Consider the following 25176-nt stretch of genomic DNA (forward strand, 5'->3'; position numbering starts at 1 on the left):
CCGGCGAAGCGTGCTGCTGCTGCGTTGGCGCTGGGGGAACGCAGGGGCGGATGGCTGGGGGTGCCGTCGTCGGTCCGGCGGGTACGGCGGTGGAACTGACCATGTGCGCGGTGGCGCGGGGATACCTGTGACGCAGGCGGGTCCGGGCCTTGGGGACAGTCGGCGTACGCGGGATATCCGTACGCCGGCCGCCCGGACTACCGTCACGGTATGGCACGCAGTGCCAGTCGTAAAGACACTGCGTGCCAAAAATTTGTCTCACGTGTCACCGGGACGCCACAAACGAGCGGCAGCGGCCGACCGGGGTTCCGGTCGGCCGCTGCCGTGGTTGCGGGTGCGGTGGGGCGGGCGCTCGGGCGCCGGGCGGGCGCCGACGGCACCCGGGGCGCTCAGGCGCGGCGCAGGGCCTGCTCTATCGTCCGCAGGATCTCGGCCGGGGAGGCGTCGGTGCGGGCGACCGCGACCACCACCTCACCCTGCCGCGACACGGTCGCCGCAGGCTCCACCGCGACCCGCGACGGTATCCGGCCCGCGCCGATGCCGCTGCCGAAGGTGGCCTTGATGACGTCGAAGGCGTGGTTGAGCTGCGCCTCCACATCGCCCTTGCCGTCATTGCGCAGCCAGCGCCGCAGGACGTGATTGTGCGCCGCGACCACCGCGGAGGCGGCCACCTCGGCCAGCAGCGGGTCGTCGTCGCCGTCCCGGTGCGCGCCCTCGTCGAAGTGGCCCAGCAGATAGCGGGTGAACAGCCGCTCGTACCGGGCCACCGAGGCGATCTCGCGCTCCCGCAGCGTCGGCACCTCGCGGGTCAGCCGGTACCGCTCGACCGACACCTCCGGCATGTACGCGTACATCCGCAGCACCTCGGTGATGCCCCGGCACACCGTGTCCAACGGGTGCTCGTACGGCTCCGCGGAGTCCAGCACCGCCTGCACCCGTACCAGCGTGTCGTCGTGGTCCGGGAAGATCGCCTCTTCCTTGGAGCGGAAGTGCCGGAAGAACGTACGGCGCGCCACCCCGGCCGTCGCCGCGATGTCGTCGACCGTCGTGGCCTCGTAACCCCGCTCGGCGAACAGGTGCATGGCCGCCGACGCGAGGTCCTGGCGCACCCGGTGGCGCTGGGCCGCGGCGCGACGGCCGTTCGCGGTCTCAGGTGGGTCGGACTTCGCGGGCTGGGACATGTGGGGAACGTAACACGGCGCGGCCCCCCGTCCGGCGGCCGGGGGGAAACGTCCCCAGTCCGCCGGACGACCGCGGTCCGACCTGCGCTCACGCCCGCCGGACGGCGCGCCGCCGGTGTCGGCGCGGCGCTCGGTGCCGTGCCCTGTTCCGCTGCCGGGGCGCGCCTCAGCGCCGGGCATACTCGCGGAAGCCGCGGCCGGTCTTACGGCCCAGGCAGCCCGCGGACACCAGGTGTTCCAGCAGCGGCGCGGGCGCCAGGCCCGGATCGCGGAACTCCTCGTGCAGCACCTGCTCGATCGCCAGCGACACGTCCAGGCCCACCACGTCGAGCAGCTCGAACGGGCCCATCGGATAGCCGCCGCCGAGCTTCATCGCCGCGTCGATGTCGTCCACGCTCGCGTAGTGGTCCTGGACCATCTTCACCGCGTTGTTGAGGTACGGGAACAGCAGCGCGTTCACGATGAAACCGGCCCGGTCGCCGCAGTCCACCGCGTGCTTGCGGACCGCGCCGCACACCTGGTGCACCGTCGCCCGCACGTCGTCCGCGGTCAGCACCGTGTGCACGACCTCGACCAGCTTCATCGCGGGCGCCGGGTTGAAGAAGTGCATCCCGACGACGTCCTGCGGGCGTCCGGTGGCCCGCGCGACCGCGACCACCGGCAGCGACGAGGTGGTGGTGGCCAGCACCGCGCCCGGCTTGCAGACCTTGTCGAGCATCTGGAAGAGCTGCTGCTTGACCGCCAGATCCTCCGCCACCGCCTCCACCACCAGGTCGGCGTCGGCGAAGGAGTCGTACGAACCGGACGGCGACACCCGCGCCACCGCCGCGTCCCGCTGCTCCTGGGTCAGCCGGCCCTTGGTGACCGAGCGGTCCAGCGACTTCGCCAGCCGCGCCACCGCCGATTCCGCCTTCTCCTGAGTACGGGCGGCCACCACGACGTCGAAGCCCGCCTTCGCGAAGACCTCGGCGATACCGGTCGCCATCGTGCCGGACCCCGCGACGCCCACCGCGCGCACCGGCCGCCCGGCCGGCCGGGTGTCCCCGGCGCCCGGAGTCTCCGCGTCCGGCACCACGACCGCGCTGCCCGGCGCCTGGTAGCTGTAGAAACCCCGGCCCGACTTACGGCCCCGCAGCCCGGCCGCCGTGAGCTGCTTGAGCACCGGCGCAGGGGCGTGCAGCCGGTCGTGGGACGCCTCGTACATCGCATCGAGGACGGTCGTGGCGGTGTCGACGCCGATCAGGTCGAGCAGCGCCAGCGGGCCCATCGGCAGCCCGCAGCCCAGCCGCATCGCCGCGTCGATGTCCTCGCGAGTGGCGTACCGCGCCTCGTACATCGCCGCCGCCTGGTTGAGATAGCCGAACAGCAGGCCGTCGGCGATGAAGCCCGGCCGGTCGCCGACCGGCACCGGCTCCTTGCCGAGGCTCCGCACGAGGGCGGTGACGGCCGCCGTGGTCTCCGGCGACGTCAGGACCGTCGACACGACCTCGACCAGCTTCATCGCGGGCGCGGGCGCGAAGAAGTGCAGCCCCAGCACCCGGTCGGGGCGGGAGGTCTCGGCCGCCAGCCGGGTCACCGACAGGGCGTTCGTGCCGGTCGCCAGGATCGCGTCCGGCTTGGCCAGCCGGTCAAGCTCGGTGAAGACCTCGCGCTTGATGTCGTAGCGCTCGTCGACCACCTCGATCACCAGATCCGCCTCGGCGGCGGCCCGCAGATCGGGGAACGTACGGAAGCGGGCCAGCGCGTCGCCGCGCTCCGCCTCGGTGCTCCGGCCGCGCTCCACGGCGCGCGCCGTGGAACGCTCCAGCGCCGTGACCGCGCGGCGCGCCGCGCTCTGGTCGATGTCGATGCCGATCACCTCGTGACCGGCGCGGGCCATGACCTCGGCGATGCCGGTGCCCATGGTGCCCAGGCCCACGACGGCGACGGTCGCCAGGGGCGCCGCGCTCGCGGCGGGAGGTGAGGATGCGGTCGCTGACGATGAGGGTGTGGACGGACGGTCCATCGCGTGACTCCAGACGCTGGGGAGACCGGAGCGCGCCACGCGCGCACACGGCTGAAGGAGTGAGGTGGAGTCGCGGGCCGGAAGTGCAGGGGTGCGTGCCCGCGCGAAGAGATAGGCGAGCCCTGTCCCGGGGCCGCGCCGCGATGATGCCGAACCGACGAGTGTTCCCGTCCACGGCGGCTGCGTCACCGACCACCGTGCACGTCCCCCGAGCGTAACCGGCGAGTAACTTCCCCGCCAGTCCTGTGCCCATGTGATCTGCGCCGCCCCCATCTGAGCGGCCCGCCCCCACCGGCCGGTGGTCCGGGAGCGACCGATCCGCCCCGCCGGGGCGGTAACGGGAAACTCGGCTCCTACAGTGGGGAGATGGACGTCGAGACCCGTGAACGCCTCGCTCGCAAGCTCACCGCCGTGGGTGAACCGTTGGAGGTGAGGGAGGCGGCCGCCGTGGAGTTGGCGGAGGCGGGAGACCGGCGGGCGTTCGAGACGCTGGCGTTGTTGCTGAACTACCGGGACGAGTCGCGGGCGAGCCGCGCCGCCGAGGCGCTGGCGCGGCTGGCGGACCCGCGGACCGGGCGGGCCGCCGCCGCGCTGGCCACCAACGAACTGCGGGTCGCGTACGCGCTGCCCGCCATCCGCCTCCTGGTCCGAATGCGGGCGCCCGAGGCCGTACCGGCGCTCACCACCACCCTGGAGCGGCTGCTCGCCCGGCCGACCCCCGCGCCCCACGAACGCATCGCGCTGGCCTGCGTGGAGGGCCTGGGCGCACTGTGCCTGCGGCAGGCGCCCCCCGCCGCCCGGCACGCGCTGCGCGCCGCGACCGCCCACCCGCCACTGGCCCCGGCCGCCCGCGCGGCGCTGGCCGACGCCTAGGGCCTGACGCCTGTCCGGAACCCGCGCGAGGTCATAGCAGCGTGAGCTGGGTGTTCTCCGCGGCGGGCCGTGCCGCCGGCACCTGGTCGCCGGACAGCCCCGCCTCCGGCTCGCCCGGCTTCCGGAAGCGCCGCGTGCCCTCGCGATGCGCGGGCCCGCAGCCGAACTCCGTGGCGAATTCGTGGACTTGGCGGGTGACCCGGCGCTGGTACCACGTCGGGGCGTACGCGCCGCCCGCGTACATCGTCTCGTAGCGCCGTACGAGATGCGGGTGGTGCCGGCCGAGCCACGTCATGTACCACTCGCGGGCGCCCGGCCGCAGATGGAGGACCAGGGGCGTGATCGAGGCGGCGCCCGCCGAGGCGATGGCGCGGACGGTGGCCCGCAACTGCTCGGGGGAGTCGCTGAGGAAGGGCAGGACGGGCGCCATCAGCACGGTGGGCGGCAGCCCGTTCGCCCGCAGGGTGCGGCAGACCGCCAGCCGGGTCTCGGGGGAAGGCGTACCCGGTTCCACGCTGCGCCACAGCTCGCCGTCGGTGAAGCCGACCGACAGCGCGATGGACACATCGGTGACGCCGGCGGCCTGCCGCAGCAGTTCCAGGTCGCGGAGGATCAGCGAGCCCTTGGTGAGGATCGAGAAGGGGTTGGCGCGGTCGCGCAGCGCGGCGATGATGCCGGGCATCAACTGATACCGGCCCTCCGCGCGCTGGTAGCAGTCCACGTTCGTGCCCATCGCGATGTGCTGGCCCTGCCAGCGCGCCGACGCCAGCTCCCGGCGCAGCAGCTCCGGCGCGTTGGTCTTCACCACGATCTGCGAGTCGAAGTCGATCCCGGTGTCGAGATCGAGATAGCTGTGCGTCTTGCGCGCGAAGCAGTACACGCAGGCGTGGCTGCACCCGCGGTACGGGTTGACCGTCCACTCGAAGGGCATGCGGGACGCCCCCGGCACCCGGTTGATGATCGACTTCGCCCGTATCTCGTGGAAGGTGATGCCGCGGAAGCCCGGCGTGTCGAAGGTCCGGGTGACCGCGTCGGCGCCGAACAGCGCGGGCGCGCCACCGGCCGCCGCGTCGTCGCCGCTCAGATGGTCCCAGCGCATCGCGCCCTCCTCCGGTTGTCTCCGGCCGCCCGTCTCCGGTCGCCCGTCCCTCCACAATAGAACACAGATTCGATAAGCGCGTGTGGTTGGCTTGTGCGGCGCGCCGGGAAGGCGCGCGACCTGGCACGGACCTGAGGAGAAGTCATGGCGCTGGTCGAGGCCACCACGGAGCGGATCGTCGACGCGGAGCCGGAGCGGGTGTACGCCGCCGTCGCCGACTACGCGGGCACCCGCGGCCGGGTGCTCCCTGAGCAGTTCAGCGAGTACGAGGTCCGGGAGGGCGGCCACGGCGCGGGCACCGTCGTCCACTGGAAGCTCCAGGCCACCAGCAAGCGGATCCGCGACTGCCTCTTCGACGTCTCCGCGCCCGCCGCGGACACGCTGGTCGAGACCGACCGCAATTCGACGCTCGTGAACACCTGGACGGTCACCCCGTCGGGCGAGGGCCGCAGCAAGGTCGTCGTCGTCACCACCTGGCAGGGCGCGAGCGGCGTCGGCGGCTTCTTCGAGCGCACCTTCGCGCCCAAGGGCCTCGGCCGTATCTACGACGCGCTGCTCGCCTCGCTGGCCGCCGACGTCGAGAAGAAGTGAGGCGCCGAGCGGGATGGGGCCGAGCGGAATGGCGCCGAGCGGAGTGGGGCCGAGCGGAGTGGGGCCGAGTGGAGTGAAGTGAGGGGAGCGCACCGCGGGGGAGTGAAGTCCCTTACGGTGCCGCTGGTTTCGTGATCGTTCACTGATACGGGTGGTTTCGCGTACTTCCTGAGAATCGTCGCGCTTGCTCGTCGTTGTCGCTTAATGCGGGAAACGGTGGCCAGGCAGGCGCGACGAGGGGAGTGGCAGTGGGTGGCAGCACGCTGATCGAGCGTCCGGCGGCCGTGGACGACGAACGGCCGGGGGAGGGGACCGGGGGTGCGGCCGAGGAGGCGGGCGGCGCCTCGGGACCGCCCGGCGGCAACGGCGCCGCGGTCGACCTCACACCGCGCCGGGTCCGGCTGGTCTTCGTCGGCCTGATGCTGGCGCTGCTGCTGGCCGCGCTCGACCAGATGATCGTGGCCACCGCCCTGCCGAAGATCGTCGGCGAGCTGCACGGCCTCGACAAGATGTCCTGGGTCGTCACCGCCTATCTGCTGGCGTCCACGATCGGACTGCCGATCTACGGCAAGCTCGGCGACCTCTTCGGCCGCAAGATCGTCTTTCAGTTCGCGATCATGACCTTCGTCATCGGCTCCGCGCTGGCCGCGTGGTCGCGCACCATGGACGAACTCATCGCCTTCCGCGCCATCCAGGGCATCGGCGGCGGCGGACTGATGATCGGCGTGCAGGCGATCATGGCCGACATCGTGCCGCCGCGGGAACGCGGGCGCTACATGGGCCTGATCGGCGCCGCCTTCGGCCTCGCGTCGGTCGCGGGACCGCTGCTCGGCGGCTTCTTCACCGACCACGCCTCCTGGCGCTGGTGCTTCTCCATCAACGTGCCCTTCGGCCTGGTCACCCTCGTCGTGATCAGCCTCGTGCTGAAACTCCCCAAGCCCGCCGTCCGGCCCCGCCTCGACGTGCTCGGCGCCCTGCTGCTGGCCGTCGGCTCCACCTGCCTGGTGCTCGTCACCACCTGGGGCGGCTCCAAGTACGGCTGGCAGTCCCGGGAGATCCTCGGCCTCGGCGCGGGCGCCGTGGTCAGCGCGCTGCTCTTCGTGCTCGTCGAGCGGTTCGCCGCGGAACCGGTCATCCCCTTGCGGCTGTTCCGCGACGGGGTCTTCAACACCACCGCCCTGATCGGCGGGATCGTCGGCGTCGCCCTGTTCGGCGCGGCCAGCTATCTGCCGACCTTCCTCCAGATGGTCGACGGCGCGAGCGCCACCGGATCGGGGCTCCTCATGCTGCCGATGATGATGGGCGTCGTCCTCGCCTCCATCGTCGGCGGGCAGTTGATCAGCAGGACAGGGCGCTACAAGATCTTCCCGATCATCGGCGGCGCCCTGTCGACGGCCGGCATGTATCTGCTGTCGCTGATGGACGCCGACACCCCGCAGGCCGAGTACAGCGTCTACATGGCCGTACTCGGTCTCGGCATCGGCCTGATGCTGCCCGTGCTGGTGCTCGCCGTGCAGAATTCGGTGCGCCCCACCGACATCGGCGCGGCCACCAGCGCCAACAACTACTTCCGGCAGATCGGCGGTTCGGTCGGCGCGGCCGTCTTCGGCACGCTCTTCGCCGACCGCCTCGCCAAGCGCCTCGCGGTCGAACTCCCCAAGGGCGCCCACCTGCCCGACGCCCAGTCGGTCACCCCCCAACTGGTCCGCACACTCCCCGCGGCTGTGCGCGACGGGTACGTCAACGCGTACGCCGAGGCCATGCCGCGGATCTTCCTCTACCTGGTGCCGGTGCTCGCGCTCGGCTTCCTCTTCGCCTTCCTCCTCAAGGAGAAACCCCTGGTGACCCAGCACGGCCCCGCTTCCCCGACGACCACGTACGACGGCGACACCGCCACCGACACCCTCACCGGCGCCGACGGCGCGCCCGGCTTCACCGTGACCGACTCGGCCGTGCCGGGCGCCCGCAAGAGCTACGCGGGCGGTGTGCCCGTGTGCGGCACCGTCCAGCACTCCGACGGCAGTTCCGTCGGCCGCGCCGCGCTCACCCTGATCGACGTCACGGGACGGCAGATCGGCCGCGGCGCGACCACCGAGGACGGCCGGTACGCGCTGAGCACCCCGGGCAGCGGCAGCTATGTGCTGATCGCCGCCGCGGGCGGCCACCAGCCGCAGGCCGTCAGCATCACCGTCGCCGACCGCCCGGTCGAACTCGACGTGGTGCTCGGCGGCGCCGGACGTCTGGCGGGCGCCGTGCGCACCGCGGACGGCACCCCGGTCAGGGACGCCATCGTGACCCTGACCGACATCCGCGGCGACGTCGTGGCGACCTCCCGCAGCGGACGCGAAGGCGCCTACGTCCTGAGCGAGTTGGTGGCGGGCGAGTACACGCTGGCGGCCAGCGCGCCCGCCTTCAGGCCCGCCGCGCTGCCGGTGTCGGTGCAGGCGTCGCGGGAGACCCGGCAGGACGTGGAGCTGGCGGGCGGCGCGGTGCTGCGCGGGACCGTACGCGCCCCCGGCGGGCGGCTGGTCGAGGACGCGCGGGTCACGCTGCTGGACGCGGCGGGCAATGTCGTGGACTCGGTCACCACCGGCCCCGACGGGCACTTCCGGTTCGTGGACCTCGCCGCCGGTGAGTACACGGTGATCGCCGCCGGTTACCCGCCGGTCGCCACCGTCCTCCAGGTCGCGGGCGGCGGCAGGACCGAGCGGGACCTCCAGCTCGGACACGCCGACTAGGGCCTGTCCGGCGGATACGTCGGACCCGCCGGATACGTCGGTCACGCCGACGAGGACCGTGCCGCCGCCGTACCCGCCGTGGACGCGCGGCCGTATCCACCGCCGTACGGAACGGGCAGTGACCCTTACTCCACAAGAGTGAGGGTCACTGCCCGTTGCCGTTCCCGGTCACCGCGGCCGTCGGCCGCCGGTCAGCCGGTCGGACAGCAGGCCGTGCAGGTCGGACAGCCGGCCGGTCAGCGCCCGGCCGGTGCCGCGCCGTCCGGCCTGCCGCTGCCGTCCACGTCGTTCTTGTTGCACTGCGTGCCGCGGATCAGCGCGTACGTGCCGCCGATCCGGTACGTGCCGGGCGAGGGCGCGTACAGCCGCGTCCAGTCGCCGTCCTGGATGAGACAGCCGTGCTTGTTGTCGTTGGCGCCCTCGATGCCCAGCACCGGGGACCACGGGATGCGCAGGATCACCGAGCCGCTGGTCGGCATCGTCACGGTCAGCTCGGCCGGACTCGCCTCGTCCACGATCGCGGGCGGATCGGCCAGCGGATCGGCGTTCGCGACCCTGTAGAGCTTCCAGTAGTCGTCGTGCCAGACCGGCGTCAGCCAGCTCTGGCCCGCCGCCACGATCTTCGCCTCGGCCACCGCCGCGCCGTCCGGGGTGTCCGACGGCAGCACCACGTATCCGACGCTCCAGCGCTGGAGCCACTGCCGGTAGGTCTCCGCGGTCAGCGTGCCGTCGTAGAAGAGCGGATTGCGCTCGACGTCCGCCTGCCGGTTCCAGCCGCGCGCCAGGTTGACGTGCGGGGCCAGGCCCGACGCCTCCCAGTGCGAGCGCAGCGGTACGACCTCGACCCGGCCCTTGTCCGCGCGCACCTTGGTGAGCTGCGCGATCAGCGGCGCCGCGTGCTCGACCGTGGACGAGGGCGCCGAGGTGTTCACCAGGTCCACCACGGGCTTGGAGATCTGCCAGCCCGCGACGCCCAGGAAGGCCAGGTAGAGCATCAGCGCCATCCGGCCGCCCCTGGTCCACGCCATGGCCACGATCAGCAGCACGGTGCCGCCGAACAGCAGGGCCAGCCGCTCCACATTGCTGCCGATCGGCGACGGGATGACGTACGTCAGCGCGACACCGGCCGCGTAGATCCAGCTCCCGACGCGTACGACGCGCCATTCGCGCGGCACCACCAGGGCGATCGCCACGGCCGTGGCGAAGGGGATGATGGCGAAGAACCACTTGAAGGGCTGCACCCCGTAGAAGGGGAAGAGCAGCGAGGTCGCGCCGACCACCAGGGGCGGGCAGACCGCCATCACATACGCGTCCTTGCGGCGCCCGGTGAGGAACAGCGCCGCCGCGACCACCAGGATGAAGAGCCCCGCGACCGGGCTGCACATGGTGGCCAGCGCGCCCATCAGCGTGGCGGTCAGCACCCGCGGGGTGCGGCGCGCGCCTACCGGCGGGTCGGTGGGGAACAGCAGCAGCGTGGCGATCAGACCGAACAGGACGCCCAGCGCGAAGGTGACCCGCCCGGAGAGCACGTCACCCCAAAGAGCGAACGCCGTCCACAGCGCGGGCAGCATCGGGCGCTTGATCCGGGCCCGGATCAGCAGTAGCGTCGCCGCCGTCGTGGACAAGGTGCCCGCGATCACGGCGGTGGTCCGCACCCCGAGCCCGGCCATGATGTACGGCGACAGAATGCTGTACGACGCGGGGTGCATGCCGCCGTACCAGGACAGGTTGTACGAGGCGGAGGGGTGGGCCCTTATGAAGTCCGTCCAGGCGTACTGCGCGGCCATGTCGCCGGAGTCCTTGGCCAGGAAATAGGCCCAGATCACATGCAGGACCGCGGCGAGCACCGTGGCGGCCACGACAGGATTGCGCAGGTCGACCCGCCGGAAAAGGGCCCCCGGTCCCCTCATGGCGGTCCAGCGCGCAGGCTGCCAGGTGGTCACGTGGCCTCTTCCAGTCGCGGATGCGGTGCGCCCCGGCCGGCATCCCTTCCGGCGAGGGGGTCGAACTCCACCGACGTGAGAGAGTTCGAACAGAGGGTTTGGACGCTAGCACGGGCAGTTTGGTTGCTCGCGCGCGGGCGTGCGCCCGGATTCGTACTTTCCCTCCCCTGGCACCCGGACCGGTCGTACCGTGGTTAACGGCATCGTAGATCTTGTGCCGGGGCGGTTCCCACCGCACTCCGGCCCCGGACCGCGGGGCCGAGGGAAGGAGCCCGACGAACCATGGACCGCCGTCAACCGCCGGAGCCGTCCGGACGTATCCCGCTCGCGGTGATCGTCGTGGACGCCGCCGGGCTGGTGTCGCACTGGAGTACGGGTGCGCGCCGGCTGTTCGGCTGGACACGGGAAGAGGCCGTCGGGCGGAACGCGCTCGACCTCTTACCGGTGGGCGGCGCACTCGACGTGCCCCCGGACGCCGCCCCGGGCGGCGGCACGGCGGGCACCGCGTACCCGTACGACGTCACCGGGCCCGACCTGGAGTCCTCGCTGGCCGGTGCCAGCTCCTACCCGACGGCGGGGCGCGCCCGGTTGTACGACTGCGTGCGGCGCACGGACGCCGACGGCGACGGGCGTGTCCCCCTGGACGTGCTGTGGTGGGCCTACCCGCTGGTCGGTCCGGGCCCCGAGCGGCTGCTCGTGCTGGCCACCGACGCCTCCTCAGCGGCCGGTTCCTCCGCCGCTGCCGGGACGCCCTCCGCGATGACCGACCCCGACGCGGCGGCGACCGACAGGTCGGGGGCGGCGGACTGCTCGGAGCGGATAGCGCCCGGCTTCGCGCTGCACACCGAATTCCCCGGCTCCGACCAGCTCGCCAGGCAACTGCCCGAGATCCTGCCGAGCATGAATCCGCTGGAGAGCGGGCGGATCGTGGCGCAGGTGCTGGAACTGGGCTATCCGGTGCTGGAGATAAGCCAGCACGACCGGGTGCCGGTCACCCCGGACTGGGGCGTGCCGCGCCGGGCCGAGCGGCAGGCCAGACGGCGCGCCGCCGAGGCCGCCGCGGCGGCCGACCCGCGGGCCGTCCCGGCCGACGAGTTGGCGCCCGACCTCGAATACGCGGCGGTCCGCGAACACCTCGAATTCCTCAACGAGGTGAGCGGCCGGATCGGCACCTCGCTCGATCTGGCCAGGACCATTCAGGAAGTCAGCGCGGCCGTCGTGCCGCGCTTCACTGATGTTGCGGGCACATATCTGCGCGAGCAGGTGCTGGCCGGTGAGGGCTTCCCCGACGGGCCGCCCGACGTCACCACCATGTGGTACCGCGTGGCGGTCGAGCACACCGACGAACCGGGCCGCTGGGACGACGTGGTGCCGGTCGGCGAGTCCATGCCCTTCCCCGCGCAGACGCCGTTCTTCCAGTGCATGACCACCGGCGACCCGGTGCTCGTGCCGCGGATCAGCGAGCCGATGGGCAACGCGATCGCCGCGCAGTTCCCCAAGCGCGACATCAGCCCGCTGATCAACAACCGCTCGATGCTCGTCGTCCCGCTGAAGGCGCGCGATGTGGTGCTGGGCTTCATGATCCTGCTGCGCCACCGCGAGCGGGCGGTGTTCAACGACATGGACCGCGTGACGGGCGCGGAACTGGCCGCCCGCGCCGGGCTCGTCCTCGACAACGCGCGCATGTACACGTATCAGGAGAATGTCGCCGACACCCTCCAGGACAGCATGCTGCCGCACATCGCGCCGCGGATGCCGGGGTGTGACGTGGCGACCCGCTACCTGCCGGGCGAGCGGCTGGGCCGGGTCGGCGGCGACTGGTTCGACAGCATCAAGCTGCCCGGCTCGCGGCTGGCGCTGGTGGTCGGCGACGTGATGGGCCACGGGCTGAACTCGGCCGCGATGATGGGCCAGTTCCGTACCGCCGTGCAGACCATGGCCGGGCTCGACATGCCACCGGCCCAACTGCTGCGCAATCTGGACGACCTGGCGCAGCGGCTCGGCGAGCAGTATCTGGCGACCTGCCTCTACGCGGTCTACGACCCGGTCGAGTCCGATCTGCTGATCGCCAACGCGGGACACATCCCGCCGGTGCTGGTCCGCGCCGTCGACGGCCGCAGCGAGCTGCTCGACGTGCCCACGGGCGCGCCGCTGGGCGTCGGCGGGGTGCCGTTCGAGACGGTACGGGTGCCGGTCGCGCCCGGCGACCGGCTCATCCTGTGCACCGACGGCCTGGTGGAGGTGCGCGGCCAGGACATCGGCACCGGTCTGGCCGCGCTGTGCGAGAGCGCCGCGCACCCGGCCGCGTCGATGGACGACGCCTGCGACACGATCATCCGCGCGCTCAACCCGCGCGGCGGTCGCAAGGACGACGTGGCGCTGCTGATGGCCCGGCTCAACGGCATCCCGCGGCACGACGTGATGACCTGGGAGCTGGAGCCGGACCCGCGCGAGGTGGCGCGGGCCCGCCGCCTGGTCCGCGAGACGCTGCTCGGCTGGGACCTGGTGGAGATGTCGGAGACGGCGGAGCTGCTGGTCGGCGAGGTGGTCACCAACGCGGTGCGGCACGCGCACACCCGGCGGATCGGGCTGCGGCTCGTCCGCGCGGGCGCGCTGCTGTGCGAGGTGACCGACGACGACCACGCCGTCCCCGTCCTGCTGAGCGCCGGGCCCGACGACGAGGGCGGGCGCGGCATGCGGATCGTCAGCAGGCTCGCCCGCGAGTGGGGCACCAGCCGCTTCGCGCAGGGCAAGTCCGTCTGGTTCGAGCAGCCGCTGCCGGGCCGGAGCCGCTGATCCCGCCGGCGCGGTCGGTTCCGTCCGAGGCGTTCAATACGCCGCTGCCGTCGATTCCGTCCGAGGCGTCGGTTCCGTCCGTGGCGTCGATGACGTCGGCGCCGTCGATTCCGCCCGGGCCGTTGACTCCGAAGTGACGGTCCGGTAGCTCCTGATGCGGGCACGGTCGGCGGCCGTGCCTGTGCCTTTTTCTACGATCGCGGTCCTGGGGAGTGGTGAGTACGCGTGAACGTGTCCAGCGGGTATGAGCAGGCGTGGGAGAGTTTCTGGCAGGACGCGCCCCACGAGCCCGGCGGAGTCTTCTGGGACTGCGACCCCGAGCTCGCGGCGGAACAGCACTACCCGCACTTCCGGGCGTACTTCGACCCCGGCCTTCCGGTGGTGGACCTCGGCTGCGGGAACGGGACGCAGACCCGCTTCCTGGCCGAGCGGTACGACCGGGTGGTCGGCGTGGACCTCTCGCGGGAGGCGATCGACCGGGCCAGGCGCGACGATCCGCACGGGGTGGCGGAGTACCAGCGGCTGGACGCGGTGGACACCGACGCGGTGGAGCGGCTGCACGAGGAGATCGGCGACGCCAACGTCTACATGCGCGGGGTGCTGCACCAGTGCGAGCCGGAGGACCGCGGGCGGCTGGCGGACGGCATAGCGGTGCTCACCGGGCACCGCGGCCGGGCCTTCGCGCTGGAGCTGGCGGAGGCGGCCAAGCCGGTGCTGATGGGGCTCGCGCAGGGGCCCTCCGGCCCGCCGCAGAAGCTCGGGGCGATCTTCGCGCACGGCATCGCGCCCGGCGAGGTGTCGGACGCGGCGCTGCCCGGATTCTTCCGGGCCGCCGGGCTCGAAGTGCTGGCCGACGGTGAACAGCCCCTGGTGACAACGGAGTTCAGGGTGGACGGGACACGCATAGAGATACCGTCGAAATGGCTGGTGGCGGGCCGTACCGGCTGATTCCCCCACCCGCTTCACTGGTCTGGACCACTGAAGTTATCCACAGGCCGGGCCCGGCCCTGGTGCGCCCTCCGGCCGCCGCGTAACGTGACGCAACATGAAGATCCTGATCTCGGCGGACATGGAAGGCGCGACGGGTGTCACCTGGCCCGCCGACGTGCTGCCCGGCAGCGAGCAGTGGCAGCGCTGCCGCCATATGTTCACCTCGGACGTCAACGCCGCCGTCGCGGGCTTCTACGACGGCGGCGCGGACGAGGTGCTGGTCAACGAGGCGCACTGGACCATGCGCAATCTCCTGCTGGAGAAGCTGGACGAGCGCGCCCAGATGCTCACCGGCCGCCACAAGGACCTGTCCATGGTCGAGGGCGTCCAGCACGGAGACGTGGACGGCATCGCCTTCGTCGGCTACCACACCGGCGCCGGGACCGAGGGCGTCCTCGCCCACACCTACCTCGCCAACTCCATCACCGGCGTGTGGGTCAACGGCGTCGCCGCCAGCGAGGGCAGGCTCAACGCGCTGGTCGTCGCCGAGTACGGCGTCCCCGTGGTGCTGGTGACCGGCGACGACAGGACCGGGATCGACGCCGAGGGGTACGCGCCGCAGGCCCGTACCGTCGCGGTGAAGGACTACGTGTCGCGTTACGCGGCCGTCTGCCGCCCGCCCGCGCGCACCGCCGCCGACATCAGGGCCGCCGCCAAGGACGCCGCCGCGCTGGCCGTGCGCCACGAGCCCGCGCAGGCCGGGCCCTTCACCGTCGAGCTGGAATTCGACGCCGTCCACCTGGCCGGGGCCGCCACCGTGGTGCCCGGCGTGGAGCGGACGGGGGAGCGGCGTGTCGCCTACACGCTGCCCACGATGTACGAGGGCATCAGGGCCTTCAAGGCGGTCACCACACTCGTGTCGCAAGCGGTGGAGGAGCAGTATGGCTGAGCGGACCGCCGAGCGAGACGTCCGGCACGACGCCGTGGACGCGCGGGCACTCGACGAGGTCGTGACCTTCACGTCCGACCTCATCAGGATCGACACCACCAACCGCGGCGGCGGCGACGGCAACGAACGGCCCGCCGCCGAATACGTCGCCCAGCAGCTCTCCGACGCCGGGATCGCAGCGCAGATCGTGGAATCCGCGCCCGGCCGCGCCAACGTGCTCGCCCGGATCGCGGGCAGCGACCCGGCCGCCGACGCGCTGCTCGTCCACGGCCACCTGGACGTCGTGCCCGCCGAGGCCGCCGACTGGACCGTGCACCCCTTCTCCGGCGAGATCAGGGACGGCGTCGTCTGGGGCCGCGGCGCCATCGACATGAAGAACATGGACGCGATGGTGCTCGCCACCGTCCGCGCCTGGGCCCGAACCGGACACCGCCCCACCCGCGACATCGTGCTCGCCTTCACCGCCGACGAGGAGGACAGCGCCTCCTACGGCTCCGGCTTCCTCACCGAGAAGCACGCCGACTTCTTCGAGGGCTGCACCGAAGGCATCAGCGAATCCGGCGCCTTCACCTTCCACGCCGGCGACGACCTGCGGATCTATCCCGTCGCCGCGGGCGAGCGCGGCACCGCCTGGCTCAAGCTCACCGCACACGGCAAGGCGGGCCACGGCTCCAAGGTCAACCGGGACAACGCGGTCAGCCGACTGGCCGCCGCCATCGCCCGGATCGGCGAGTACGACTGGCCCGTCCGCCTCACCGCCACCGTCACCGCCGCGCTCACCGAACTGGCCGCGCTCTACGGCGTCCCCGCCGACCAGGCCGCCCTGGACGACGTCGACACCCTCCTCGAACGGCTCGGCGCGGCGGCCGACCTGGTCAGGCCCACCGTCCGCAACAGCGCCAACCCGACGATGCTGCAAGCCGGTTACAAGGTCAACGTGATCCCCGGCTCCGCCACCGCCTACGTCGACGGACGCATGCTGCCCGGCGCCGAGGACGAGTTCGCCGCCACCATGGACCGGCTCACACGACCCGACGTCGACTGGGAGTTCCACCACCGCGAGATCCCGCTCCAGGCCCCGGTCGACTCCCCGACCTACGCCGCGATGCGCGAGTCGCTGGAACACTTCGACCCGCAGGCGCACGTCGTGCCCTACTGCATGTCCGGCGGCACCGACGCCAAGCAGTTCTCCCGGCTCGGCATCACCGGGTACGGCTTCTCACCGCTGCGGCTGCCCCCAGGCTTCGACTACCAGGCGCTCTTCCACGGCGTGGACGAGCGGGTGCCCGTCGACGCGCTGCACTTCGGCGTCCACGTCCTCGACCGCTTCCTGCGCGCCACGGGAACGGAGGCCGGAGCGTGACCACGACCACCGGGAGCACCACCCCGCACGGCGCCTGGCCCTCACCCGTCGACGCCACCACGGCCGCCGCACACGACGGCAGCCCCGAATTCGTCGGCATCGTCGGCGACGACGTCTGGTGGACCGCGCCCCGCCCCGCCGAAGGGGGCCGCCGCGCGCTGATCCGCCGCAGGCCCGACGGCACCGAGGAATGCCCGCTGCCCGCGCCGTGGAACGTCCGCAGCCGCGTCATCGAATACGGCGGCACCCCCTGGGCGGGCGCCGTCGTGGACGGCGCCCCGCTGGTGGTCTTCGCCAACTTCGCCGACCAGCGGCTCTACGCCTTCCGCCCCGACGAGCCGCAGACCCCGCCGCGCCCGCTGACCCCGGTCGGCGCCGTCGGCGGCGGACTGCGCTGGGCCGACCTGACACTGCACCGCGAGCGCGGTGAGGTCTGGGGAGTCCTGGAGGAGTTCACCGGCGACAAGCCCACCGACGTACGCCGCGTGCCCGCCGCCGTACCGCTCGACGGCTCCGCCGCCGACGACCGCGCGGCCGTACGCGAACTGGCCGCCGCCACGCACCGGTTCGTCACGGGACCGCGCCTGTCGCCCGACGGCACGCGGGCCGCCTGGACCGCCTGGGACCACCCGCTGATGCCCTGGGACGGCACCGAACTGCGGATCGCCGACGTCACCGCCGACGGCACCTTCACCGCCGCCCGCACCCTGATCGGCGGCCCCGAGGAATCCGTCACCCAGGTCGGCTGGGCGGCCGACGGCACCCTGCTCGCCGCCACCGACCGCACCGGCTGGTGGAATCTGCACCGCGTCGACCCGGCCACCGGCGAAGCCGTCAACCTCTGCGCACGCCAGGAGGAATTCGGCAACGCGCTGTGGAAACTCGGCCACCACTGGTTCGCCCCGCTCGACGACGGCCTGATCGCCGTCCTGCACGGCGTCGGCGCCCTGCGGCTCGGCCTGCTCGACCCCGCCACCGGCGAGGTCACCGACGCCCCCGGGCACTGGACCGAGTGGAATGCGACCCTCGCCGCGTCCGGCAGCCGCGTCATCGGCGTCGCGGGCAGTGCCCGCACCTCGTACGAACTGGTCGAGCTGGACGTCAAGACCGGCCGCACCCGCGTCATCGGCAGCGCGCACCACGACACGGTCGACCCCGCCTACGTGCCCGACGCCCTGGCCAGGACGTTCACCGGCCCCGGCGGCCGCGAGGTGCACGCGCAGGTCTACCCGCCGCGCAATCCGCTGGTCACCGCCGAGGGACCCGCGCCCTACGTCATCTGGGTGCACGGCGGACCCACCAGCCGCGCCCCGATGGTCCTCGACCTGGAGATCGCCTACTTCACCTCCCGCGGCATCGGCGTCGCCGAGGTCAACTACGGCGGCTCCACCGGTTACGGCCGCGCCTACCGCAACCGGCTGCGCGAACAGTGGGGCGTGGTGGACGTCGAGGACTGCGCCGCCGTCGCCGAGGGGCTGGTCGCCGAAGGCGTCGCCGACCCCGCGCGGCTGGCCATCCGCGGCGGCAGCGCCGGCGGCTGGACCAGCGCCGCGGCCCTGACCACCACCGACACCTACGCCTGCGGCACCGTCATCTACCCGATCCTCGACCTGCGCGGCTGGTCGCGGGAGGGCGGGGAGACGCACGACTTCGAGTCGGAGTACCTGGAGTCGCTGATCGGGCCGCTCGACGAGGTGCCCGAGCGCTACCGCGACCGCTCACCAGTCCACCACAGCGACCGGATAGACGTGCCGTTCCTGCTGCTCCAGGGCCTGGACGACGTGATCTGCCCGCCCGTGCAGTGCGAGCGGTTCCTGGAGGCCGTCGCCGGACGCGGCATCCCGCACGCGTATCTGACCTTCGAGGGCGAGAGCCACGGCTTCCGCCGCCTGGACACCATGGTCACCTGCCTGGAGGCCGAACTCGCCCTCTACGGGCAGGTCTTCGGCTTCACGCCGGAGGGCGTCGCGCCGCTGGAGCTGCACACATGACGGAGAGTTCTACGGCTGCCGCTGCCGCCTCCTCCGCCGACGCCTCTGCCGGACGGGGCTCCGGGGGCGGACCGCGGCAGGCGGCCGGCCCGGTCGGCGGGCCGGTGCCCGCGCTGATCCGCCCCCGGCGGCTGGCGCCCGGTGACCGGATCGGCGTCGTGGCGCCCAGCGGCCCCGTACCGCGCGAACGCCTCGACGCGGGCCTCGACATCCTGCGGAGCTGGGACCTCGACCCCGTCGTGGCACCGCACGTCCTGGACGACCACCCCTCCGGCTACCTCGCGGGCACCGACCGGGCCCGCGCCGACGACCTCCAACAGGCGTGGTGCGACCCGTCGTTGGCGGCCGTGCTGTGCGCCCGCGGCGGCTACGGCGCGCAGCGCATGGTCGACCTGCTCGACTGGGACGCCATGGGCGCGGCCACGCCCAAGGCGTTCATCGGCTACAGCGACATCACCGCGCTCCACGAGGCGTTCGCGACCCGGCTCGGCCTGGCCACGCTGCACGGCCCGATGGCGGCGACCGAGACCTTCCTCAAGGACGGCCCCACCCAGGACCACCTGCGGCGCACCCTCTTCACGCCCGACGAGACCCTGACGCCCACCTCCCCGACCGCCCGCACCCTCGTACCGGGCCGCGCGGCCGGGGTCACCCTCGGCGGCTGCGTCAGCCTGCTCGCCTCCGACCTCGGCACCCCGTACTCCCGCCCGTCCGCCGCGGGCGGCATCCTCGTCCTGGAGGACATCGGCGAGGAGCCGTACCGACTCGACCGCATCCTCACCCAACTCCTGCGCTCCGGCTGGCTCGACGGCGTCGCCGGAATCGTCCTCGGCTCCTGGCAGGACTGCGGCCCGTACCCCGCCGTCCGGTCCCTGATGACCGACCTCCTCGGCGGCCTCGGCGTACCGATCGTCGAGGAATTCGGCTTCGGCCACTGCGAGTCCACGCTGACCGTGCCGCTCGGGGTGCCCGCGGTGCTGGACGCGGACGCGGCGACGCTCACGTACGAGGTGCCCGCGCTCGTGTGAGGCGGCGCGGGGAGTTCTTACGGAGCGCTGACGCCCCGGCCGGGCCCGGTCCATCGGCCCGGCCGGGACCGTACGGTCGGGCCCATGCTGGTACTTGTCACGGGAGGCGCGGGCTTCATCGGCTCGCACATCGTCACCGCGCTGCGCACCGCCGGACACCGGGTACGGGTCCTCGACGCACTGCTGCCCGCCGCCCACCGGGCCCTGCCGCCGCCCGTGCCCGACGGCGTTGAATGGCGGCACGGCGACATCCGCGACCGGGCCGCCGTCGAGGAGGCCCTGCGCGGCGCCGACGCGGTCTGCCACCAGGCCGCCATGGTCGGCCTCGGCAAGGACTTCGCCGACGCCCCCGACTACGTGAGCTGCAACGACCTCGGCACCGCCGTGCTGCTCGCCGCTATGGCCGACGCGGGCGTACGGTCGCTCGTCCTCGCCGGGTCGATGGTCGTCTACGGCGAAGGACGTTACGAGTGCGCGCGGCACGGCGTCGTACGGCCGGGGCCGCGACAGGTCGCCGACCTCGACGCGGGCCGCTTCGAACCGCCGTGCCCCCGCTGCGGCGAACCGCTCGCGCCCGGCCTCGTCGACGAGGACGCGCCCGCCGACCCCCGCAACGTCTACGCCGCCACCAAGCTCGCCCAGGAACACCTCGCCGCCGCCTGGGCCCGCGCCGCCGACGGCCGGGCCGTCTCCCTGCGCTACCACAACGTCTACGGGCCCGGCATGCCCCGTGACACCCCCTACGCCGGTGTCGCCGCCCTCTTCCGCTCCGCTCTCGCCCGCGGCGAGGCCCCCGCCGTCTTCGAAGACGGCCGCCAGCGCCGGGACTTCATCCACGTTGCCGATGTGGCCGCCGCCAATGTCGCCGCCCTCGCCCGGCTCGGCGACCGGCCGCCCGGCGGCCTGCGCCCCTACAACATCGCCACCGGCACGCCGAGGACCGTCGGCGAGATGGCCACCGTCCTGTCCGCCGTCACCGGGGGGCCCGCGCCCCGCGTCACCGGGGCGTACCGGCTCGGCGACGTCCGCCACGTCACGGCCTCCGCGGCCCGCGCCCACCACGAACTCGCCTGGTCCCCCCGCGTCCCCTTCACCCAGGGCGTCACCGACTTCGCCCACGCCCCCCAACGCCCGTCGGCCTAGCCGGCCAGGCCCCCCATCCCGCAGGCGGCTGCGCCCCCGAGCGCGCGGGAACTGCGCGAGCAACCCACCACCGGCCGGCGGTCCGGGGACGACCGAATTGCCCCTGCCCCTGAAGGCACGGGGTGCCGCCCGTTAGAGGGGGGCGGCGGGGAGGACGACGTCGAAGCGGCAGCCGCCGGGGACGTTGTGCACGGCGGCACGCCCATGATGGGCCTCGACGATGCCACGGACGATGGCGAGCCCGAGCCCCGCCCCCGCCGGAGGCGTCCGCGCCCCGGTCCCGCGCCACCCGGTGTCGAAGACGCGGGGAAGGTCGTCGGCGGGGATGCCGCCGCAGCCGTCGGTGACGGAGAGCACGACGGAGCCGGAAGCGGCGTCGCGCCGAGCGGAAACGGCGACGGTGCCGTCCGCGGGGGTGCGGTGGATGGCGTTGGCCAGAAGATTGGCCAGGACCCGCGTCATCTCACGGCCGTCGACCTCCACCGGCACCGGCTCGACCCCGTCGCCGACCAGCCGTACACCGTGCTCGCGCGCCAGCGGATTGGCACCCGCTATGGCGTCGCCGACGAGGTCGTACATCGACATGCGGGTGGGGGAGAGGGCGAGAACGCCCGCCTGGATGCGGGAGAGTTCGAAGAGGTCGCCGACCATGCCGCTGAGCCGGTCGACCTCGGCCCGTATCTGCTTGTGGTAGCGGGCCGGGTCCTCCGCTATGCCGTCCTCCAGCGCCTCGGTCATCGCCCGCAGCCCGGCGAGCGGCGTCCGCAGGTCGTGCGAGATCCACGCGACCAGCTCGCGGCGCGACGCCTCAAGGGCGCGCTCGCGCTGGCGCGAGTCGGCCAGCTTGGCGCTGGTGACGGCCAACTCACGACCGAGTTCGGCGAGTTCGGCCGTGGGCGCGTGCGCGGGAGCGGCGAAGGCGTCGCCGTCGCCGAAGGCCCGCGTGGCGGCGGCCAGCGCGCGGCTGCCCGCCACGACCCGCCGCCCCAACAGCAGCGTGACGCCCAGCGACACCACGGCCGCCATCCCGCACACCGTCGTGACCACACCCAGGTCGTGCTGCGACAGGAACATCGCCCACGCCACCGACAGCGTCCCCGCGAGCATCGCCGCCACCGTCACGACGGCGACCACGGCGAGCGACAACGCCACCGACCGGTGCCGCAGCAGCCGCAGCGCGACCGCTCCGAGGACCCCGGCCGCCCCCGCCCCGGCCGCCGCGTAGGCGGCGATGAGCACCACGTCACGCATCGCGTCCCCCGCCCGAAGCCGGGGCCGCGCCCATGTCCCGGTCGCCCACCGGGTCGTCCGCGGGGTCGTCCGTGGGGCCGTCGGACGGGTCGAAGCGGTAGCCGACGCCCCAGACGGTGGTGATCAGGCGGGGCCGGGCGGGGTCGGCCTCGATCTTCTCGCGGAGGCGGCGGACGTGGACGGTCACGGTGGAGAGGTCGCCGAATTCCCAGCCCCAGACGCGGCGCATGAGTTCCTCGCGGCCGAGGACGCGGCCCGGGTGGTGGAGGAAGAAGGCGAGGAGGTCGAATTCGCGGATGGTGAGGGGGAGTTCGGCGCCGTGGCGGGTGGCGCGGCGGGCGGCCGGGTCGAGGGCGAGGGAGCCGGAGCGCAGCCACGCGCCGGGGGCGGAGGCGGGGTCGGGCGGGCTGCCCGCGCGGCGCAGGACGGACTCGACGCGGAGCACCAGCTCGCGAGGGCTGAACGGCTTGGTCACGTAGTCGTCCGCGCCGACTTCGAGCCCGAGGATGCGGTCGTCCTCGTCGCCACGGGCGGTGAGCATGACGACCGGCACGGGTCCGTTCTCGCGGATACGGCGGCAGACCTCGAGGCCGTCCATGCCGGGCAGCATGAGGTCGAGGACGACCAGATCGGGCCGGAGGGCGGCGGCGCGGGCGACGGCGGAGGGGCCGTCGGCGACGCGCTCGACGGCGAAGCCCGCCCGGTCGAGGTAGCCCGTGACGACCTCGGCGACGGTCGGGTCGTCGTCCACGACGAGGACCCGGCGGCGCGGGGCCGGGGCGGCGGGCACGGTGGGGCTGGTCATGCTGTCGAGTCTGACACCCGCCACGGAGGCCGGGGAGCGGTGCCGTCCGTGTTTCGTAAGGATCGCGGGTCCGTTATGTCCCTTGCGTCTCCGTAGGGTGATCCGTGTGACCAAGCCATCGCCCACCGTGGCCGGCGTCCCCGGCGTCCCCGGCGTCCCCGGCGTCCCCGGCGTCCCCGGCGTCCCCGGTGACGTCCGGTCCGCCGTCCCGGCCGACCTCCGCCCGGACGCCCGCCCCGATGTCCGTGCCGGCTCCCGCCCCGGCCCCCGTCCCCCCGCCGTCGCGGACGTCGTCCTGCCGTGCCTCGACGAGGCCGCCGCCCTTCCCTGGGTGCTGGACCGCATCCCGCCCGGCTGGCGCGCGATCGTCGTGGACAACGGCTCCACGGACGGCTCCGCCCGGATCGCCGCGGAACACGGCGCGTACGTCGTGCACGCGCCCGTACGCGGCTTCGGCGCCGCCTGCCACGCCGGACTGCTCGCCGCGACCGCCGACGTCGTCTGCTTCTGCGACTGCGACGGCTCCCTCGACCCGGCGCTGCTGCCGACCGTGGCGGGGCCGGTGCTGGACGGCGCCGCCGACCTGGTGCTCGGCCGCCGCCGCCCCACCACCTTCCGCGCCTGGCCGCCGCACGCCCGGCTGGCCAACCTCCAGCTCGCCCGGCTGCTGCACCGCCGCACCGGTCTGCGCCTGCACGACCTCGGCCCGATGCGGGCCGCCCGCCGCGAGGACCTGCTCGCGCTCGCCCTCACCGACCGCCGCTCCGGCTACCCGCTCCAAATGGTGGTCCGCGCCGCCGACGCGGACTGGCGGATCCGCGAGACCCCCGTCCCGTACGCGCCGCGCACCGGCCGCTCCAAGGTCACCGGCACCTGGCGCGGCACCTGGCACGCGGTCCGCGACATGACGGCGGTGCTGAACGAAAGAGCCGGTGACGGGAGAGCCGGTACCGAGAAGGCCGGTGACGGGAGAGCCGGTGGCGGGAGAGCCGGTACCGAGCAGGCCGGGAACGCGACGGTGGGCAGCGAGTCGGCCGGTCACGCCGCCGCAGGTGACGACTCGGCGGTTACGGCGGGTGCCCGATGAAGGCCGCGACGACGCTGCTGGTGATCGCCAAGTCTCCGGTGGCCGGGCGCGTCAAGACCCGTCTGACGCCGTACTGCACGGCCGCCGAGGCCGCCGTCCTGGCCGAGGCGGCGCTCCGGGACACGCTGGCCGCGGGCCTCGAACTCCCCTTCAGTCGACGGGTGTTGGTCCTGGACGGCGCTCCGGGACCGTGGCTGCCGGACGGCTACGAGGTCGCACCGCAGACCGGCGGCGGCCTGGACGAACGACTGGCCGGGGCCTTCGCCCTGTGCACGGGACCCGCGCTGCTGGTCGGCATGGACACCCCCCAACTCACCGCCGCCCTGCTGGAGTCCGCGCTGCGGCCGGACGCGTGGGACACCCGCGACGCCGTCTTCGGACCCGCCGCCGACGGCGGCTTCTGGGCGCTCGGCCTCGCCGAACCCGCCCGCCCCGACCTCCTCCTCGGCGTCCCCATGTCCACCCCGCACACGGGCGCCGTCCAGCGTGCCCGCCTCACCTCCGCCGGGCTCCGCGTCCACGACCTCCCCCTGCTGCGGGACGTCGACACCCCGTCCGACGCCGCCGCCGTCGCCGCCCTGGCACCGGCCACGCACTTCGCCGCGGCCTGGCGCCGCCTCGCCCCCATGAGCCGTCCCGCCGCCGCCACCGCCACCGTGCCCGCCGCTCCAGCCCCCGCCGGGGCCGCCCGGTGACCACCTCCGTACCCGTCGCGCGGTCCGCCACCGCGACCACCTGGGGCGGCGATCCGTACGCGCGCGCCCTGGTCAGCGGGCGCGGGCCGCTGTTCCTGCGGCGGGAGGACGGCTGGCTGCTGCCGCTCGAGGTCGAGCGCTGGTGCGCGCCGCCGGACGCCGCCGACCGTACGATGCTGCGCCGTTGCCGTGGACCGGTGCTGGACATCGGCTGCGGTCCCGGGCGGCTGGTGGCCGCCGTCGCCGGGTACGGGGTGCCGGTCCTCGGGCTCGACGTGAGCCCCGCCGCCGTGGCCCGCACCAAGGGCGCGGGCGGCGCGGTCCTGTGCCGCTCGGTCTTCGACCGCCTTCCCGCGGAGGGCCGTTGGGGCACCGCGCTGCTCGCCGACGGCAACATCGGCATCGGCGGCGACCCGCACACCCTCCTCGCGCGCGTCCGCGAACTCCTCGCCCCCGGCGGCCGGTTGCTCGCCGAGGCCGCGCCGCACGAGGTGGACGAGCGGGTGACCGTACGCGTCGAGGACGCCCACGGACGGCAGGGCCGCGACTTCCCGTGGGCCCGCCTCGGCCCCCTCGCGCTGCGCGCCGCCGCGCGCGCCACCGGCTGGTCGGTGGCGGAGGAGTGGTCGACGTCGGGCCGCCGCTTCGCCGCTCTGGTCAGCGTGCGGTAGGCGCGTGACGGCTCGCGCAGCGGCGTCCCGGCACGGA

Annotated in this window: 19 protein-coding genes; 13 read left to right on the top strand and 6 right to left on the bottom strand. The window is 73.5% G+C overall.

Features of this window, described 5'->3' with window-relative positions; genetic code table 11:
• Window positions 1-389: 389 nt before the first annotated feature.
• Window positions 390-1181 (bottom strand): TetR family transcriptional regulator, encoded by a 792-nt coding sequence (locus tag ABZX65_RS16050; RefSeq protein WP_355339147.1) that lies wholly within the window; start codon window positions 1179-1181, stop codon window positions 390-392.
• A gap of 166 nt (window positions 1182-1347) precedes the next feature.
• Window positions 1348-3186: a 3-hydroxybutyryl-CoA dehydrogenase gene (locus tag ABZX65_RS16055; RefSeq protein ID WP_355339150.1), complete on the bottom strand. Its 1839-nt coding sequence runs from the start codon at window positions 3184-3186 to the stop codon at window positions 1348-1350.
• Between the two features lie 366 nt (window positions 3187-3552).
• On the opposite strand from ABZX65_RS16055, the gene ABZX65_RS16060 reads away from it, so the two are divergent.
• A complete protein-coding gene (locus tag ABZX65_RS16060) occupies window positions 3553-4059 on the top strand; it encodes an adenylosuccinate lyase (protein WP_355339153.1) in 507 nt (168 codons plus the stop codon).
• 31 nt (window positions 4060-4090) lie between these two features.
• Here the strand turns inward: ABZX65_RS16060 and ABZX65_RS16065 are convergent, their stop codons facing one another.
• Window positions 4091-5158, bottom strand: a complete 1068-nt coding sequence (locus ABZX65_RS16065; RefSeq protein ID WP_355339156.1) for an Rv2578c family radical SAM protein — start codon at window positions 5156-5158, stop codon at window positions 4091-4093.
• Window positions 5159-5302: 144 nt separating this feature from the next.
• Between ABZX65_RS16065 and ABZX65_RS16070 the strand changes: the two genes are divergently transcribed.
• Window positions 5303-5749 (top strand): SRPBCC family protein, encoded by a 447-nt coding sequence (locus ABZX65_RS16070; RefSeq protein WP_355339159.1) that lies wholly within the window; start codon window positions 5303-5305, stop codon window positions 5747-5749.
• Window positions 5750-6033: 284 nt separating this feature from the next.
• Entirely contained in the window at window positions 6034-8487 is a 2454-nt protein-coding gene (locus ABZX65_RS16075) for an MFS transporter (RefSeq protein WP_355339515.1), read from the top strand.
• A 236-nt stretch (window positions 8488-8723) separates the two neighbouring features.
• On the opposite strand, the gene ABZX65_RS16080 is transcribed toward ABZX65_RS16075, so the two are convergent.
• Window positions 8724-10430, bottom strand: a complete 1707-nt coding sequence (locus ABZX65_RS16080; RefSeq protein WP_355339162.1) for an MFS transporter — start codon at window positions 10428-10430, stop codon at window positions 8724-8726.
• 282 nt (window positions 10431-10712) lie between these two features.
• On the opposite strand from ABZX65_RS16080, the gene ABZX65_RS16085 reads away from it, so the two are divergent.
• The 7 genes from ABZX65_RS16085 to ABZX65_RS16115 all read left to right on the top strand — a co-directional run bounded on the left by ABZX65_RS16085 (window position 10713) and on the right by ABZX65_RS16115 (window position 20630).
• Window positions 10713-13226: a SpoIIE family protein phosphatase gene (locus tag ABZX65_RS16085; RefSeq protein ID WP_355339165.1), complete on the top strand. Its 2514-nt coding sequence runs from the start codon at window positions 10713-10715 to the stop codon at window positions 13224-13226.
• A 225-nt stretch (window positions 13227-13451) separates the two neighbouring features.
• Complete coding sequence (locus tag ABZX65_RS16090) at window positions 13452-14174, top strand: class I SAM-dependent methyltransferase (RefSeq protein WP_355339168.1); 723 nt, start codon at window positions 13452-13454, stop codon at window positions 14172-14174.
• Window positions 14175-14271: 97 nt separating this feature from the next.
• On the top strand, window positions 14272-15105 hold the full coding sequence (locus ABZX65_RS16095; protein ID WP_188281247.1) for a M55 family metallopeptidase: 834 nt from the start codon (window positions 14272-14274) through the stop codon (window positions 15103-15105).
• On the top strand, window positions 15098-16468 hold the full coding sequence (locus ABZX65_RS16100; RefSeq protein ID WP_355339172.1) for a M20/M25/M40 family metallo-hydrolase: 1371 nt from the start codon (window positions 15098-15100) through the stop codon (window positions 16466-16468). The genes ABZX65_RS16095 and ABZX65_RS16100 overlap by 8 nt, the downstream gene beginning before the upstream one ends.
• Window positions 16465-18459, top strand: a complete 1995-nt coding sequence (locus ABZX65_RS16105; RefSeq protein ID WP_355339175.1) for an LpqB family beta-propeller domain-containing protein — start codon at window positions 16465-16467, stop codon at window positions 18457-18459. Before ABZX65_RS16100 ends, ABZX65_RS16105 begins: the two co-directional genes overlap by 4 nt.
• A gap of 104 nt (window positions 18460-18563) precedes the next feature.
• The gene (locus ABZX65_RS16110; RefSeq protein ID WP_355339518.1) at window positions 18564-19487 is read left to right on the top strand and encodes an LD-carboxypeptidase; all 924 of its coding nucleotides are present in this window, start codon (window positions 18564-18566) and stop codon (window positions 19485-19487) included.
• A gap of 84 nt (window positions 19488-19571) precedes the next feature.
• On the top strand, window positions 19572-20630 hold the full coding sequence (locus ABZX65_RS16115; protein WP_355339178.1) for an NAD-dependent epimerase/dehydratase family protein: 1059 nt from the start codon (window positions 19572-19574) through the stop codon (window positions 20628-20630).
• A 132-nt stretch (window positions 20631-20762) separates the two neighbouring features.
• Here the strand turns inward: ABZX65_RS16115 and ABZX65_RS16120 are convergent, their stop codons facing one another.
• Together ABZX65_RS16120 and ABZX65_RS16125 are read right to left on the bottom strand one after the other, a co-directional pair.
• Window positions 20763-21881, bottom strand: coding sequence for a HAMP domain-containing sensor histidine kinase (locus ABZX65_RS16120; RefSeq protein ID WP_355339181.1), 1119 nt, complete (start codon window positions 21879-21881; stop codon window positions 20763-20765).
• A complete protein-coding gene (locus tag ABZX65_RS16125) occupies window positions 21874-22686 on the bottom strand; it encodes a response regulator transcription factor (protein WP_355339184.1) in 813 nt (270 codons plus the stop codon). Before ABZX65_RS16125 ends, ABZX65_RS16120 begins: the two co-directional genes overlap by 8 nt.
• 295 nt (window positions 22687-22981) lie before the next feature.
• Here ABZX65_RS16125 and ABZX65_RS16130 point away from each other — a divergent pair, with 295 nt between their 5' ends.
• From ABZX65_RS16130 to ABZX65_RS16140, 3 genes are read left to right on the top strand one after another with little or no spacing between them, the layout of a single operon-like run.
• Window positions 22982-23773: a glycosyltransferase family 2 protein gene (locus ABZX65_RS16130; protein ID WP_355339521.1), complete on the top strand. Its 792-nt coding sequence runs from the start codon at window positions 22982-22984 to the stop codon at window positions 23771-23773.
• The gene (locus tag ABZX65_RS16135) at window positions 23770-24468 is read left to right on the top strand and encodes a DUF2064 domain-containing protein (RefSeq protein ID WP_355339187.1); all 699 of its coding nucleotides are present in this window, start codon (window positions 23770-23772) and stop codon (window positions 24466-24468) included. The genes ABZX65_RS16130 and ABZX65_RS16135 overlap by 4 nt, the downstream gene beginning before the upstream one ends.
• Entirely contained in the window at window positions 24465-25139 is a 675-nt protein-coding gene (locus tag ABZX65_RS16140) for a class I SAM-dependent methyltransferase (RefSeq protein ID WP_355339190.1), read from the top strand. The genes ABZX65_RS16135 and ABZX65_RS16140 overlap by 4 nt, the downstream gene beginning before the upstream one ends.
• The last annotated feature ends 37 nt before the right edge of the window (window positions 25140-25176 follow it).

Source organism: Streptomyces sp. NPDC003300 (assembly GCF_040610915.1).
Classification (GTDB): Bacteria; Actinomycetota; Actinomycetes; order Streptomycetales; family Streptomycetaceae; genus Actinacidiphila.